Below are 14,045 nucleotides of genomic sequence, written 5' to 3'. Positions count from 1 at the left end.
ACAGGGCCTGTTTCGCGTCCTAGGTAGTTGTTCGGTATTCTTAAGGAACCGTCGATGACGTCTGTGCTAGTCCTCAATGGGCCAAATTTGAATTTGCTGGGAACCCGTCAGCCGGAAGTATACGGCTCCGTCACATTGGCTGACGTGGAGGATTTGTGCGAAACGCACGGTAAGTCCTTGGGAATAAAGGTAAGCTGCCTGCAATCCAATCACGAAGGTGTGTTGATCGACGCGATCCATGATGCCAAGGGTACCCATGGCGGTATCGTCCTGAATGCAGGCGCGTTCACCCACACGTCGGTGGCGCTGATGGATGCAATCGCCTCGGTCGAGCTGCCGGTGGTCGAAGTGCACCTGTCCAACATTCACGCCCGCGAGGCGTTCCGGCACAAATCCTTTATCGCCCCCGTCGCATTGGGCCAAATTGCCGGCTTCGGTGCGAAAGGATATGTGCTGGCGCTTGACGCGCTTGCAGCCCACCTTGGTACGGGATCATGATACAAGAGCATCTCAGCGCTCTCATTGCCAGCAACTCGCTGGAGGACGTCTGGTCGCTGCACACGGCTAAAATGGCGGAATTCGGCTTTGACCGCATCGTCTACGGCTATACGCGATTTCGCACCGGCACCACGCTGGGCGATCTGCAAGATGCGTTGATCCTGACCAATCACGACCCCGCCTATGTCGAGCATTTCGTTGGTGACGGTGCCTATTATCAGGGTCCGATGGTCGCTTGGGCGGCAGAAAACGTGGGCGCGTGCAGCTGGCGGATGATGCAAGAGCTTGCCATGACGGGAAAACTGTCCCCTGGCGAGATGGAGGTCGTCGCACTCAACCAACGGCTGGACGTCACCGCGGGCTACACTGTCAGCTTCCACGATGTGTCCATGCGCGCCAAAGGGGCAACCGGTCTGACGGCGCGGCGCGGGCTGTCACAAGACGACGTGGACGCGGTTTGGGACAAATACGGGGATGATCTGGAACTGGCCAATAAGGTCATGCATCTCAAGGTAACGCAATTGCCCCACACAACCGGACAGCGCCGCCCCCTCACCGCGCGTCAACGCGAAGTTCTGGAATGGGTGGCCGACGGCAAGACCATTCAGGACACGGCGACGATCATGGGGCTGAACCCCGCAACGATCGAAAAGCACCTCAGGCTGGCTCGCGAAACTTTGGACGTTGATACGACCGCGCAAGCGATCCTGAAAGCGTCGAGCCAGAACCAGTTCTTCCTGATCGAAAACTCGTCCTAACGCCCCCCTGCTCTGCCGAAATCCCTGCCTGTTTCCCCGGCGTCGCTTGGTCGACAGGGTCGGCGAATTTTGATGGTGTGCGGGTGCGCAATGTCGAGGTATGGAAAGCCGTACTTTGATTTTCCGCACCGCGGCGTAATAGTTTTGCTATGCCTTAGAGTGACGGTTTCGGCCGTGAGGCATATGTTAGGGTGCACCTTGCATTTCCAAGGGTTGTTGCCGCTCGGGGTTGCCCCGTTTGGCGCACGTTCGCAGAAGGTCTCGACAGCCTTCGGTGAATGCTACTCTCCTCCCTGTCGGGCCCGCATCATCCCCAGCGTGGGGGTCTGACCATAAAGAAACGGCGCGTCGGGTTTGTCCCGCGCGCCGTTTTCAATTTCAAAGATTGGAAAAGGCTTAGCCTTTCAGCGTTGCCGCCACTTCTTCTGCGAAGTTCTCTTCTTTTTTCTCGATGCCCTCGCCCACTTCCAGACGCACGAAACCGGTGATTTCCACGCCAGCTTCTTTGGCCGCCGCAGCGACGGTCAGGTCAGGGTTCACAACAAACTGTTGGTTCAGCAGGGTCACCTCGGCCATGAACTTCTTCATGCGGCCAACGATCATCTTCTCGATTACCGCTTCAGGCTTGCCGCTCTCACGAGCGATGTCCATCTGAACGGTTTTCTCTTTTTCAACAACAGCCGGGTCCAAATCAGCTTCGGACAGCGACGCAGGGTTCACAGCGGCCACGTGCATGGCGACCTGCTTGCCGAACGCTTCGTTCTCGCTGGACAGGGCAACCAAAACGCCGATTTTGCCCATGCCGTCCGCAGCAGCATTGTGCACGTAGGACACGACCGAAGGGCCTTCCAGACGGGCCATGCGGCGCAGGGACATGTTCTCGCCGATGGTGGCGATCTTGGCGGTGATGACGTCGGCGACAGATTTGCCACCCATGTCGGCAGCAGCCAGCTCTTCGGTGTTTGCAACGCCGATCGCCACGTCAGCCACGCCAGCAACCATGGCCTGGAATTCGGAGTTCTTACCAACGAAGTCGGTTTCCGAGTTCACTTCCACAGCAACGCCAACGCCGTTTGCAACTTTGACGGCCACAAGGCCCTCGGCGGCGGTACGGCCGGATTTCTTGGCAGCTTTCGCCAAACCTTTGGTGCGCAGCCAGTCTACAGCGGCTTCCATGTCGCCATCTGTTTCGGTCAGCGCTTTTTTCGCGTCCATCATGCCTGCGCCTGTCGAGTCGCGCAGTTCTTTCACCATTGCAGCGGTAATCGCCATCTTGGTTCTCCTGAATAGAGGTGGGTTGATCCCGAAGGCCGCGATCGGCCTTCGGGCAATAGATTAGCGTGCGAAAGCTTTAGGCTTTTGCAGGGGCCTCAGCGGCGGCAGCTTCAGCAGCAGGTGCCTCGGCAGGCGCAGCAACAGCTTCCTCAGCCGGAGCTTCTTCCATAGCACCTAGATCAACGCCAGCAGCGCCCATTTGCGCTTGCATGCCGTCGAGCGCCGCACGGGCCACCAGATCGCAATACAGGCCGATGGCGCGCGATGCGTCGTCATTGCCCGGGATCAGGTAGTCGATGCCGTCTGGCGAGCAGTTGGTGTCGACCACGGCAATCACCGGAATACCCAGCTTTTTCGCTTCCGCGATGGCCAGATCTTCTTTGTTGACGTCGATCACGACCAGCAGGTCAGGAACGCCGCCCATTTCGCGGATGCCGCCGAGGGAAGCCTGAAGCTTGCCTTGGTCACGTTCCATGCCCAGACGCTCTTTCTTGGTCAGGCCGGTGAAGCCGTTTTCCTGAGCTTCGTCGATGGACCGCAGACGGTTGATCGAGTTGGACACGGTTTTCCAGTTGGTCAGCGTGCCGCCAAGCCAACGGTGGTTCATGTAGTATTGGGCGCATTTCTCTGCGGCTTCGGCTATCGGGCGTTGTGCCTGACGCTTGGTGCCGACGAACAGAATGCGGCCGCCTTTTGCTGTGGTGTCGCGCACAACTTGCAGCGCTTGATCCAGCATGGGGACGGTTTGGGTCAGGTCCATGATGTGGATACCGTTCTTGGCGCCGTAGATATACGGGGCCATACGCGGGTTCCAGCGTTGGGTTTGGTGACCAAAGTGAACGCCAGCCTCAAGTAGCTGACGGAGCGAAAATTCTGGCAAAGCCATGTCCGTTTTCCTTTCCGGTTTAAGCCTCAGCGGGGTGTCAGAGGCGTTTGCCTCAACCGGTGGACGTCATGGGATTTCTCCCCCAATCGGCCCGACCCCGCCTGCGAAGTGAGCGCCAGATACCCCAAGCCCCCCTGTGCTGCAAGCCCCAAAGGCCCGTTTGGGGACCAAAAGGTGAGTGATGCGTGAGAACAGGGTGAAAATGCCATGCATTCGACGCCCGCACCCTAGTCAACGCAGCTGTGCGGGCGCAGCGTGATTGGGTTCTTAACCCGTATTTGGAGTAATTATAATGAAAACTGTCATTCTCGCGATCTTCGCCGCAGCGGTCTCCACCGCTCCTACCTTTGCCGTGGATGCCATGCGTTGCAATGTCCAAACCAGCCCCGGCGTCTACGAGCCAGTGCTCCGTATTGTCACCCAAGGCAGCTCTCGGGATATCCGCTTGGGCTCGGAAGGGCTGACCCGTAAAATCTTCTACCGTGACCGACGTGTTGTGGCCTATCTGGCCAGCACTGTGGGCGTCGCGCCACATGATCTGCCAAGCCATGTCTCCCGAGTCTGTGGCGCGGTCGAGGAAGCTGCGTCGCGCGCGGCCCCTACCGCGGCTGCGATTGCAGCGCCTCCTCCTCCGGCAGCGAGCGAAACTGTGGCAGAAGCGGTATCTGAAGGCCCGACCGACGACCCGACTGACGAGCCGGTTTACTAAGATGCCCTCTTGAACCCCCGCTCATGGCCTGATTTGAAGATGGCCATGAGCAAGACACCTGACATCCTGTGCATCGGTGCGGTCCTGTGGGACATCATCGGACGCCACGACCACGAGATGGAGCGCGGTCACGACCGCCCCGGCCGCATCACCCGTGTGCCGGGCGGTGTCGCGATGAATATCGCCATGGCGTTGCAAGCCTATGGCATGACCCCTGCCCTGTTGACCGCGATCGGGCGTGATGCCGAAGGCGACGAGCTTCTGCGCGCCTGTGCGGGTATGGGGATGGTCACCGACCACATCCACCGCCCCGACGATTTGCCCACCGACCGCTACATGGCCATCGAAGGCCGCAACGGGCTGATCGCCGCCATCGCCGACGCCCATTCACTGGAGCAGGCAGGTGATGCGATCCTCGCTCCGATGACTTCTGCCTTGTCCGGCTGGACCGGGCTTGTGGCGCTGGACGGAAACCTGACCGTCGACCTGCTCACCCAGATCGCTGCGGATGCTGCGTTCGCCAAGGCCGATCTGCGCCTCGCGCCCGCCTCCCCCGGCAAGGCCGAACGCTTGCGCCCGTTTCTGGCCCATCCAACCGCCACGCTTTATGTAAACCTTGAAGAAGCGGGGCTGCTGCTCGACACCACCTTCACCGACAGTGCGACCGCTGCCACGGCCCTGCTTGCCCAAGGGTTGCACCGCGCGCTGGTCACCAACGGCGCAGAGGCCGCATCGCTGGCCATGGGCAACAAACTGTTAACCTTCACGCCGCCCAAGGTGCAGGTGAAGCGCATCACCGGCGCGGGCGACACTTTCATGGCGGCGCATATTTCAGCCGAAGCCAAAGGCGCTACACCCGAAGCGGCGCTGCAAAACGCCATGACCGCAACCGCCACCTATATTTCCGGAGATAGCTATTGATCCCCTTGCATTACGCCCCCGAGGTTGAAGCCGCCCAAGCCGCAGGCACGCCGGTCGTGGCGCTTGAAAGCACGATTATCACCCACGGCATGCCCTACCCGCAAAACGTGGAAACCGCGCGCAAGGTCGAGCAAACCATTCGCGACCAAGGGGCCACGCCCGCGACCATCGCGGTTATCGCAGGCCAGCTGCATATCGGGCTGACCTCCGACGAGCTGGAGACGCTGGGCCAAGCCAAGGATGTTGCCAAACTGTCCCGCGCCGACATGGCCGCCTGCATCGCCACGGGTGGAACAGGCGCGACCACCGTCGCCGCCACGATGATCGCCGCCCGCCTCGCCAGTATCGAAGTGTTCGCCACGGGCGGCATCGGGGGTGTGCATCGCGGTGCGGAAAACAGCTTCGATATCTCCGCTGACCTGCAAGAATTGTCCCAAACCGCGGTCACCGTGGTTGCTGCGGGGGCGAAGGCCATTCTTGACCTGCCGAAAACGCTGGAGGTCTTGGAAACCCTCGGGGTGCCGGTCATCGCTTATGGTCAAGACACCCTGCCCGCGTTCTGGTCCCGCGAGTCCGATCTTGCGGCGCCCCTGCGCATGGATAGCGCCGCCAGCATCGCCAAAGCGCATCGGATGCGGGGTGCTCTGGGGTTGCCCGGCGGGCAGCTGGTAGCCAACCCGATCCCCGCCTTCGCCGAAATCCCCGCCGCCACCTTGGCGCCGATCATCGCGCAAGCATTGCAAGAGGCCGCAGAGCAAGGGATCGACGGCAAGTCCGTCACGCCGTTTTTATTGGGACGCATTTTCGAGCTAACCAATGGCGCGTCGTTGGAGGCAAATATCGCACTTGTGCTCAACAATGCGCGTTTGGCAGCGGAAATAGCGCGCAACCTGACCCAAATCGGGGCGAATTGACGACTTGTTTCACTGGCTGCTTGTCGGATGGCATGCGGAACCATACATACGTTAACGCAACACTAAGAAAGACCTGACGCGCCGATGCTGCTGGACGATTTGGACCCTGACCACAAAAAGCCTCCTCGCAAGGCGAGTTTGTTCGCGCGCATGCGCGGCAACTTTTTGGCCGGGCTGGTGGTGATTGCCCCTATCGGGCTGACCATGTGGCTGACTTGGAGCGTCGTGGGCTGGATCGACAGCTGGGTTCTGCCCTTCGTCCCCTATCACTACCGCCCCGAGCAATATATCGGCATCAACCTGCGCGGTGTCGGGGTGGTATTCTTCTTGCTGTTCACCATGGTGATCGGCTGGATGGGCAAGGGCATTCTGGGCCGGTCCCTGCTGCGGTTCGGCGAGAACCTCGTGGACCGCATGCCCGTCGTGCGCTCCATCTATAACGGTCTCAAGCAAATCGCCGAGACGGTGTTCTCGCAGCGCGAAACCTCGTTCGAGAAGGCCTGTCTGGTCGAATATCCCCGTCGTGGCATCTGGGCGATTGCCTTTATTTCCACGAGCGCCAAAGGCGAGGTTGCCCGTGGCATCCCGACCGAGGGCGGGCTGATGTCGGTCTTCCTGCCGACCACGCCGAACCCGACCTCAGGTTTCCTGCTCTTCGTGCCGAAATCGGATATCATCGAGTTGGACATGAGTGTGGAAGACGCGGCGAAACTGGTGATCTCGGCGGGGCTGGTCTATCCGAACAAGGAAGACCCGTCGAAGCCTCCGGCGGAACTGGCGGCGCAGTAGATAGTCTGAGGCCGGGCAAGGCCGTCGCCCAATTGAGAGTGAAGGGCGAAAAGCATGGAAATTGCACAACCAACCCCAGAATTATCTGTCCCGGACGTTCTTGCGGCGCAAGAATACTACCGCGACTATCTGGGTTTCGAAATATCTTGGCATGACGAAGCAGGCGGCATTGGCGCAGTAAGCCACGGAAACTGTGCCAACTTTTTTCGAAAAGAAGTCGGGAATATCCAAAACGGTGTGTTCTGGATATTCACCGAGGACGTTGATGCGGCCTTCGCGGAGCTTACGCGCTCAGGTGCCAAAATCACCGATCCAATTCGGAATACGACGTGGGGTATGAGGCAGTTTACCGTGGAGGATGCCTACGGCAACGTCTTCTACTTTCACCACGATCTTTAGGGGCTTTTAGGACTGACCATTTCTAAACGCGACAATTAGAGCTGTCAGCGGCTAAGCCCTACAAATTCTCTAACGCTCACAAAGTCATCTGTGTCAGGACAGTCCTTCCCGGTTAGCAAAAGTCTTTTATAATTCGTCCTACTCCGACCACCACACATCCGGCTGGAACCCGATCCAGTCGCCGTAAACCGGCAGCTTGTCAGGGAACTTCAGGTTCGCGTCATGCGCCAGCATCGAGACGTTGGAATACCACAGCGGCACCACATAGCGCCCTGCCGTCAGGATACGGTCCAATGCTTTGACCGCCGCGCGGTAGTCCTCTTGGCTCTCGGAGGTCAGCATGGTCTGGATCATCGCCTCCGCCGCAGGGCTATTCATCCCCATCAGGTTGCGCGATCCGGGGCTGACCACCCCGTCACTGCCCCAATATGACATCTGTTCGTTGCCGGGGCTTAGGGACAAGCCGCGAATAAAGTGCGTCATATCAAAATCATAGGCGTCGGTACGCTCTCGATATTGCGCGCTGTCGACCACGGTGATCGTCGGGAAGACGCCCAAGCGTTCCAGATGCTCTTTGTAGATATTGGCGATGGACTGATGCTCCGCGCTGCCTTGCTTGAGCAGGATATCAAAGACGAACGGGTGGCCGTCCGGCCCCGTCAACACGCCGTCTTTCACCACCCAGCCCGCCTCTTCCAGCAGGCGGGACGCCTCGCGGATGCCAGCGCGGTTGCGGGCTGATCCGTCGCCTGTCGGCAGCGCGTAGCCTTCATATGTCCCCGGCAACAGCGTGGTTTTGTAGGGCTCCAGAAGTTCTGCGACCTTGCCGGTCGCCTCGCCGTTCTCCATCGCCAGGACGGAGTTGTGGAAATAGGACGCGATGCGTGGCAGCCCCTCTTCGCCGTTCAGCTTCTCGTCGATGAACTCGTAGTTGAACGCCTGCAACATCGCCTCGCGCACGCGCCAGTCCTTGAAGATGTCGCGACGGGTGTTCATCACAAAGCCGTTCATGCCCGTGGGGCGCTGATGCGGGATCTCGGATTTCACCACCTGCCCGTTGGTGACACGTGGGAAGTCGTATTGTTGCGCCCATTTGGCGGTGCTGGTCTCGCGAATGGTGTTCAGCTCGCCCGCCTTGAACGCCTCGAACATGGCTGTGGCGTCGCCGTAGAACTCCATCCGCAGCTCGTCGATATTGTTGGTCCCACGCCGGAACGGCACATCATTGCCCCAATAGTCGGGGTCACGCTTGAGCGACACGAAGCGGCCCGCCTCGAAGTCGTCGATAATGTAGGGGGCGGAGGAAATCGGGATCGTATCAAGCCCGCTTTCTTCAAAGCTGACACCGTCCCATTGCGCTTTCTTCAGGATCGGACGCATGCCCATGATCAGGGCAAGTTCGCGGTCCGGCTCTTTGAAGGTGAAGCGGATTTTGCCGTCCGGCGTTACTTCCGATGTCTCGATTTTGGCCCAGGTTCCGGCATAGCGCGGATGGCCAATGGTGCCCAAGGTCTCGTAGGACCAGATCACGTCCTCGGCGGTCACGGGGCTGCCATCCGAGAATCGGGCCTCGGGCCGCAGCTTGAATTCCACCCAGAGATTCGTCGAATCGGTCTCCACGGTTTCCGCCAGTAGCCCGTAAAGGGTGAAAGGCTCGTCCCAAGACTGACCCATCAGGCTTTCAAATGCGAGGAAGCGAAGCTGCCACGGCACCCGTCCTTTGCGGATAAACGGATTGAGCGAATCGAATCCGCCGACCTCGCCGGTGACGATCTTGCCGCCTTTGGGCGCATCGGCATTCGCGTAGGGCAAAGACACAAAGTCTGGTGGAAGCGCGGGGTCGCCATACATAGCTATGCCATGCTGTGGCTCGGCAAATGCGGCGCTGGCCGCAAGGATCGCGGCGCTGGCCAGTCCATTGCGCACGGTTTGGAAATAGTTTGACTTCATTTCGGTAACAATCCTTCGACGCCCTGCTCTGATTGAGGATCATGCTACGCAGGGTTTCCAACCTTTTCAAACTTTTAGCTTGGCGGGTGGCGGTCAAATGCTTATAAAGGTGTCACTGCTCGATAGGTTTCTTGCCTGTATGAAACCTGCCTCAATAACTTAACGCCAGCTTCGTGCTGGCGTTTTTTTTTGGCTTTGCCTAGGCGGAGCGATGTGGATGGAGCAGTTGGCTGCAGGTCAGAACAGGCTGGTCTCCAGCCCTAGAAAATCATCCACCGTTAGCGCGTCCAGTTCAACGCCGCGCAGGCGGATGGTCAGGCTGGTGTTCGGTGCCAGCAATTCGCCCGGCATCTCGAAGACCACGCTGGGGCCCTGCTGCGTGGCATGGGCCATAAACAACGCCATCACATCGACCGCCGCTTCGTCCATGGTAATTTCCAGCGCCAGCCGGTCCTCGCCATGGGTGAAGTCGTTCACGATCATTTCGCTGTCACCTGTCAGCCCGTCGCTGACAAAGATGAAATGATCCGCGCCCGCACCGCCTGTCAGGGTATCGCGTCCGCCAAATCCGTAAAGCGTGTCGTCGCCAGCGCCGCCATTCAGCCGGTCATTCCCTAACCCCACGCGCAGCACGTCATCTCCGGCGCCGCCGTTGAGGCGGTTATTTCCCGCCGTGTCGGTCAGTACGTCGTCGCCTGCCTGCCCGTACAGGCTGTCATCGCCGCGGTTGCCTTCCATCGTGTCATTGCCCGACCCGCCATACAGCCGGTCATCACCCGATCCGCCGCGCAGCGTGTCGTTGCCCGCGCCGCCTGCCACAAGGTCGTCTCCGTCGCCGCCATCAAGGTTGTCATCGCCATTTCCACCATTCACACGATCGTGGCCGGTCCCGCCTTGGATACGGTCATTGCCGTTCTGACCCCAAATCTGGTCATCCCCGGCCAAGCCGCCAATCACGTCGTTGCCATCACCGCCACGGATCGTCTCGCCAGCCTCGGTTCCGGTTAGAATGTCGTCATCGCCCCCGCCAGTTTGCGTGACCCCCGCGCTGCGCATTTGCGCTATCGAAGGGATTACATCAGGCACCAAAAGCGCGGTGAAGTCGGGATCAAACGGGTTTTTCATGCCCGCATCTAACAAGGCAAAACTCCAAGATTCGGTAAACTCCGCGAGACCACCGCCTTTCGCCCTTCATTTCGCAGGTGCAGCAATATATGTCAGGGGCAACACATTGCGCCAAAAGGACCACGCCCATGACCCTCCCTGCCCCGCTCCAAGGTAAAACCGCTGTCATCACCGGCTCCAACTCCGGCATTGGTCTGGGAATTGCCCGCGAACTGGCCAAGGCCGGCGCGAATGTGGTTTTGAACTCCTACACCGCCAACAAAGAAGATCACGCGCTGGCCGACGAGATCACTCAAGTCACCGGCAACGAGGCCCGCTATATTCAAGCCGATCTGTCCAAAGGCGACGATGCCCGCCGCCTGATCGAGACCGCAGGCAAGTGCGACATCCTCGTGAACAACGCAGGCATCCAGCATGTCGCCCCCATTGACGAGTTTCCGGTGGAAAAATGGGACGCCATCATCGCCATCATGCTGAACTCCGTGTTCCACACCACCGCTGTCGCTCTGCCGATGATGCGCGCGGCGGGCTGGGGCCGGATCATCAACATTTCCTCGGCCCACGGCCTGACCGCCTCGCCGTTCAAATCCGCCTATGTCGCCGCCAAACACGGCGTTGTCGGCATGACCAAGGTCGTCGCACTTGAAACCGCCCGCGAGCCGATCACCGCCAACGCCATCTGCCCGGGCTATGTGATGACGCCATTGGTGGAGTCGCAAATCCCCGACACGATGAAGAAATACGACATGGACCGCGAGACCGTGATCAAAGAGGTCATGCTGGAACGCCAGCCGTCCAAAGAGTTCGCCACCACTGAACAGTTGGGCGGTGTGGCGACCTTCCTGTGCTCGGACGCGGCGACGCAGATCACAGGCACCACGATTAGCGTCGATGGTGGCTGGACGGCACTTTGATAAAAGCCACCTCATGATCCCCAAACGCATCAACCTCGCCCTGCAAGGCGGCGGCGCTCATGGCGCCTTCACATGGGGCGTTCTGGACCGCATTCTGGAGGACGAGCGGCTGGAGATCGCTGCGATCACCGGTACCTCTGCTGGCGCGCTGAACGGTGCCGCGTTGAAATCCGGTCTGATAGAAGACGGCGCGGACGGGGCCAAGGCCAAACTCGACTGGCTATGGGCCGAAATCGGCGGCTCGGACCAGTCACATCTGCACAGCTGGATGCACGGTGTCACGCCCGGCTCGGTCAGCCACGCCGTTGAATCCTCGCCGTTTTATCAGGCCATCGACATCTTCAGCCGCATGGCCAGCCCATATAGTTTGGGGCTGCTTTACAGCCATCCTTTGCGCCCGATTGTCGAGCAGATGAATTTCAACGAAATCTGCGCCACCGAAGGGCCGGACCTGTTCATCTGTGCGACCAATGTTCGCTCCGGCAAGATCCGGATATTCGACCGGCACGACACCGATACCGACGCTATTCTGGCCTCCGGCTGCCTGCCGACGATCTTTCAGGCGGTGGAGATATTCGACCCCAAAACCGACCGTGTCGAGGCCTATTGGGATGGCGGTTATATGGGTAACCCTGCCCTGTTCCCGCTGTTCGAGCCGGAGTTTCCGGCGGATGTGGTCATCGTCAACATCAACCCGCTCTACCGCGAAGCGCTGCCGCGCAAGGCGACGGAAATCCAGAACCGCATCAACGAGATCAGCTTCAACGGCTCGTTGTTTCGCGAATTGCGGGCGGTGCAGTTCGTGCGGGACCTGATCGCCAGTGGCAAGGTCACGCGCGGCACGATGAAAGACGTGCTGGTGCATATGATTTCCGATGACGCGCTGATGAACAAGCTGTCGGTGGCCACCAAAACCGTGCCAACCCCGTTTGTGCTGCACGAGCTGAAACAGGCAGGGCGCGACGCCGCACACGGCTTCCTTGATACGCATTTCGATGATCTGGGCGACCGGTCCTCCGTCGATTTGCGGGCGATGTTCGACTAGTCTTGATCGCGTTACAGGCGCAGGGTACGCCATAGCGACTGATTTCGGAGGCTCCATTCCATGAACATCCTCGTCCTGTGTACCGGCAATTCCGCACGCTCCATCCTGCTGGAGGCAATTCTGGCCGATCTGGGCTATAACAGCTTTTCTGCCGGCTCCAGGCCCGCAGGTCAGGTGCATCCCGTCGCTTTGGAGACGCTTGAACGCCACGGCATCACGCCGAAGCACCCGCGCTCCAAAAGTTGGGACGAATTTGCCATACCGGATGCGCCGGAGATGGATCTGGTCATTACAGTTTGCGGCAATGCGGCAGGGGAAACTTGCCCTGTCTGGCCCGCCAAAGACGGGGTTGTGCCCTTGCGAACACATTGGGGCGTTGAGGATCCCGCCGCCGCCAGTCCGAAAGATCAGCCCGGTGCGTTTGAGACCGCGTTTCAAGTCCTGCGGCGTCGCGCCTTGGCATTTGATGCGCTGGACGACAAACGCGACAGACGCGCACTGGCCGCGATCGGAACCCTGCCATGATCGCGCGCCAAATTGCCGCCGAGGCGCTCGGCACCGCGCTGTTGCTGATCTCCGTCGTGGGCTCCGGCATCATGGGCGAAAGCCTCGCGGGCGGAAATACTGCCATCGCGCTGCTGGCCAATGCCATTGCAACAGGCTGCATGCTCTATGCGATCATCACCGTGCTCGGCCCGATCTCGGGGGCGCATTTCAACCCGGCGGTGACGCTGGCTTTTCTGATGCGGTGGGAAATCACCCCGAAGCTGGCGTTGGCCTATGTCGTCGCACAAGTTGCGGGGGGCATACTCGGCGTCTGGATCACCCATCTTATGTTCGACCTGCCAATCTTGCAGCTCTCTACAACGGCACGCGCAGGCATTGGCCAATGGAGCGCCGAGGCGGTCGCCATGTTCGGCCTGCTCTTTGTGATTTTCGGTGGTTTGGCCGCCCGCGCGGACTCGGTGCCGACGCTTGTGGCCCTCTACATCACCGGTGCCTATTGGTTCACGGCCTCCACCAGCTTCGCCAATCCGGCGGTCTCCGTCGCGCGCAGCCTGACGGACACCTTCGCAGGCATACTGCCCTCTCACGCGCCGGGGTTTGTTGCGGTGCAACTGCTCACCACCCTGATCGCCATTCCCCTGCTCGGCTGGCTCTTCGGGCGCAAATAAGACCACCATATAGTTTCATCTTGGCAAAAATATTCCCCCCGGAGGGTCCGACCTCACCCCAGCGACGTCACCCAGAGGATCAGCGCGTCCTCCGCACTGGTCGACACCACGTTGTGCCCCATTGACGCGTCATAATACGAACTGTCGCCGCGCTTCATCTCCACCGGCTCATAGAACTCGGTGAACAGGCGCACGGAGCCTGTCAGCACATACAGAAACTCTTCCCCGTCATGGCGTACCCAGCCGTCGAATTCGTCCATGCTGCGCGCGCGGATGCGGGCGCGATAGGGCAACATTGCTTTCTTGGTCAGCCCGCTCGCCAGCAGCTCGTGCTCATAAGTCGGGGTCACATGGGTGGCTCCGGTATCCGACCGCGTCACATCCATCCGGCCATTGACCTGCGCCTTTTGCGGCGGGGTGAACAGCTGCGGCATCCCGATGCCCAGACCTTCGGCCAGCTTCTTCATCAATTCGAAGGTGGGCGACATCTGCTCGTTTTCGATCTTCGACAGGGTCGAGCGCGCCAGCCCCGCCTGCTGCGCCGCCTGCTCCAGCGTCCAGTTGCGCGCCTTGCGCAGCTCTCGCACCCGTGCGCCAAGGTTCAACGGCTCCACGGGGCTGTTCTCGCCGCTTTCGCGGGCAAGGCGGATCAGGCTGGGTTCTTGTTTTGCTGTCATGGGCGATCTC

Annotated in this window: 16 protein-coding genes; 11 read left to right on the top strand and 5 right to left on the bottom strand. The window is 60.0% G+C overall.

The window, feature by feature from the left end; translation table 11 throughout:
• Positions 1-54 precede the first annotated feature (54 nt).
• Together aroQ and BUB72_RS05955 are read left to right on the top strand one after the other, a co-directional pair.
• Positions 55-498, top strand: coding sequence for a type II 3-dehydroquinate dehydratase (aroQ, locus tag BUB72_RS05960; RefSeq protein ID WP_073141594.1), 444 nt, complete (start codon positions 55-57; stop codon positions 496-498).
• Positions 495-1,256 (top strand): LuxR family transcriptional regulator, encoded by a 762-nt coding sequence (locus BUB72_RS05955; protein ID WP_073141592.1) that lies wholly within the window; start codon positions 495-497, stop codon positions 1,254-1,256. Before aroQ ends, BUB72_RS05955 begins: the two co-directional genes overlap by 4 nt.
• A gap of 396 nt (positions 1,257-1,652) precedes the next feature.
• Here the strand turns inward: BUB72_RS05955 and tsf are convergent, their stop codons facing one another.
• Positions 1,653-2,528: a translation elongation factor Ts gene (tsf, locus tag BUB72_RS05950; protein ID WP_073141590.1), complete on the bottom strand. Its 876-nt coding sequence runs from the start codon at positions 2,526-2,528 to the stop codon at positions 1,653-1,655.
• Positions 2,529-2,607: 79 nt separating this feature from the next.
• On the bottom strand, positions 2,608-3,417 hold the full coding sequence (rpsB, locus tag BUB72_RS05945) for a 30S ribosomal protein S2 (RefSeq protein WP_073141588.1): 810 nt from the start codon (positions 3,415-3,417) through the stop codon (positions 2,608-2,610).
• Positions 3,418-3,709: 292 nt separating this feature from the next.
• Between rpsB and BUB72_RS05940 the strand changes: the two genes are divergently transcribed.
• The 5 genes from BUB72_RS05940 to BUB72_RS05920 all read left to right on the top strand — a co-directional run bounded on the left by BUB72_RS05940 (position 3,710) and on the right by BUB72_RS05920 (position 7,149).
• Positions 3,710-4,126 carry a hypothetical protein gene (locus tag BUB72_RS05940; RefSeq protein ID WP_073141585.1) on the top strand — a complete coding sequence of 139 codons (417 nt, stop codon included), beginning with the start codon at positions 3,710-3,712 and terminating at the stop codon, positions 4,124-4,126.
• 45 nt (positions 4,127-4,171) lie between these two features.
• A complete protein-coding gene (locus BUB72_RS05935) occupies positions 4,172-5,047 on the top strand; it encodes a PfkB family carbohydrate kinase (RefSeq protein ID WP_073141583.1) in 876 nt (291 codons plus the stop codon).
• Complete coding sequence (locus BUB72_RS05930; protein ID WP_073141581.1) at positions 5,044-5,961, top strand: pseudouridine-5'-phosphate glycosidase; 918 nt, start codon at positions 5,044-5,046, stop codon at positions 5,959-5,961. The genes BUB72_RS05935 and BUB72_RS05930 overlap by 4 nt, the downstream gene beginning before the upstream one ends.
• An 84-nt stretch (positions 5,962-6,045) precedes the next feature.
• Entirely contained in the window at positions 6,046-6,750 is a 705-nt protein-coding gene (locus BUB72_RS05925) for a DUF502 domain-containing protein (RefSeq protein WP_073141579.1), read from the top strand.
• Between the two features lie 54 nt (positions 6,751-6,804).
• Positions 6,805-7,149, top strand: a complete 345-nt coding sequence (locus BUB72_RS05920; RefSeq protein WP_073141577.1) for a VOC family protein — start codon at positions 6,805-6,807, stop codon at positions 7,147-7,149.
• A 138-nt stretch (positions 7,150-7,287) separates the two neighbouring features.
• Here the strand turns inward: BUB72_RS05920 and BUB72_RS05915 are convergent, their stop codons facing one another.
• Together BUB72_RS05915 and BUB72_RS19175 are read right to left on the bottom strand one after the other, a co-directional pair.
• Entirely contained in the window at positions 7,288-9,099 is a 1,812-nt protein-coding gene (locus tag BUB72_RS05915; RefSeq protein WP_073141574.1) for an extracellular solute-binding protein, read from the bottom strand.
• Positions 9,100-9,336: 237 nt separating this feature from the next.
• Entirely contained in the window at positions 9,337-10,224 is an 888-nt protein-coding gene (locus BUB72_RS19175; RefSeq protein ID WP_083588579.1) for a calcium-binding protein, read from the bottom strand.
• 128 nt (positions 10,225-10,352) lie between these two features.
• Between BUB72_RS19175 and BUB72_RS05905 the strand changes: the two genes are divergently transcribed.
• From BUB72_RS05905 to BUB72_RS05890, 4 genes are read left to right on the top strand one after another with little or no spacing between them, the layout of a single operon-like run.
• On the top strand, positions 10,353-11,138 hold the full coding sequence (locus tag BUB72_RS05905) for a 3-hydroxybutyrate dehydrogenase (RefSeq protein ID WP_073141571.1): 786 nt from the start codon (positions 10,353-10,355) through the stop codon (positions 11,136-11,138).
• Positions 11,139-11,154: 16 nt separating this feature from the next.
• Positions 11,155-12,183, top strand: a complete 1,029-nt coding sequence (locus BUB72_RS05900) for a patatin-like phospholipase family protein (protein WP_425435153.1) — start codon at positions 11,155-11,157, stop codon at positions 12,181-12,183.
• 60 nt (positions 12,184-12,243) lie between these two features.
• On the top strand, positions 12,244-12,708 hold the full coding sequence (locus BUB72_RS05895; protein ID WP_073141567.1) for an arsenate reductase ArsC: 465 nt from the start codon (positions 12,244-12,246) through the stop codon (positions 12,706-12,708).
• The gene (locus tag BUB72_RS05890; protein WP_073141565.1) at positions 12,705-13,358 is read left to right on the top strand and encodes an aquaporin; all 654 of its coding nucleotides are present in this window, start codon (positions 12,705-12,707) and stop codon (positions 13,356-13,358) included. The genes BUB72_RS05895 and BUB72_RS05890 overlap by 4 nt, the downstream gene beginning before the upstream one ends.
• A 53-nt stretch (positions 13,359-13,411) precedes the next feature.
• Here the strand turns inward: BUB72_RS05890 and BUB72_RS05885 are convergent, their stop codons facing one another.
• Positions 13,412-14,035, bottom strand: coding sequence for a helix-turn-helix domain-containing protein (locus BUB72_RS05885; RefSeq protein ID WP_073141562.1), 624 nt, complete (start codon positions 14,033-14,035; stop codon positions 13,412-13,414).
• Positions 14,036-14,045: the final 10 nt, after the last annotated feature.

The organism is Litoreibacter ascidiaceicola (genome assembly GCF_900129235.1).
GTDB classification, from domain to species: Bacteria; Pseudomonadota; Alphaproteobacteria; order Rhodobacterales; family Rhodobacteraceae; genus Litoreibacter; species Litoreibacter ascidiaceicola.
Note: the sequence above shows the minus strand (reverse complement) of the source record. Positions and strands in the feature narration are given on the sequence as shown.

Excerpts from the sequence above, each read along its gene's own strand:
- rpsB (WP_073141588.1), bottom strand. The coding sequence starts at position 3,417 with ATGGCTTTGCCAGAATTTTCGCTCCGTCAGCTACTTGAGGCTGGCGTT.
- BUB72_RS05920 (WP_073141577.1), top strand. The coding sequence starts at position 6,805 with ATGGAAATTGCACAACCAACCCCAGAATTATCTGTCCCGGACGTTCTT.
- BUB72_RS05925 (WP_073141579.1), top strand. The coding sequence starts at position 6,046 with ATGCTGCTGGACGATTTGGACCCTGACCACAAAAAGCCTCCTCGCAAG.
- BUB72_RS05935 (WP_073141583.1), top strand. The coding sequence starts at position 4,172 with ATGAGCAAGACACCTGACATCCTGTGCATCGGTGCGGTCCTGTGGGAC.
- BUB72_RS05940 (WP_073141585.1), top strand. The coding sequence starts at position 3,710 with ATGAAAACTGTCATTCTCGCGATCTTCGCCGCAGCGGTCTCCACCGCT.
- BUB72_RS05905 (WP_073141571.1), top strand. The coding sequence starts at position 10,353 with ATGACCCTCCCTGCCCCGCTCCAAGGTAAAACCGCTGTCATCACCGGC.
- BUB72_RS05890 (WP_073141565.1), top strand. The coding sequence starts at position 12,705 with ATGATCGCGCGCCAAATTGCCGCCGAGGCGCTCGGCACCGCGCTGTTG.
- BUB72_RS05915 (WP_073141574.1), bottom strand. The coding sequence starts at position 9,099 with ATGAAGTCAAACTATTTCCAAACCGTGCGCAATGGACTGGCCAGCGCC.
- BUB72_RS05955 (WP_073141592.1), top strand. The coding sequence starts at position 495 with ATGATACAAGAGCATCTCAGCGCTCTCATTGCCAGCAACTCGCTGGAG.
- BUB72_RS19175 (WP_083588579.1), bottom strand. The coding sequence starts at position 10,224 with ATGAAAAACCCGTTTGATCCCGACTTCACCGCGCTTTTGGTGCCTGAT.
- tsf (WP_073141590.1), bottom strand. The coding sequence starts at position 2,528 with ATGGCGATTACCGCTGCAATGGTGAAAGAACTGCGCGACTCGACAGGC.
- BUB72_RS05895 (WP_073141567.1), top strand. The coding sequence starts at position 12,244 with ATGAACATCCTCGTCCTGTGTACCGGCAATTCCGCACGCTCCATCCTG.
- aroQ (WP_073141594.1), top strand. The coding sequence starts at position 55 with ATGACGTCTGTGCTAGTCCTCAATGGGCCAAATTTGAATTTGCTGGGA.
- BUB72_RS05885 (WP_073141562.1), bottom strand. The coding sequence starts at position 14,035 with ATGACAGCAAAACAAGAACCCAGCCTGATCCGCCTTGCCCGCGAAAGC.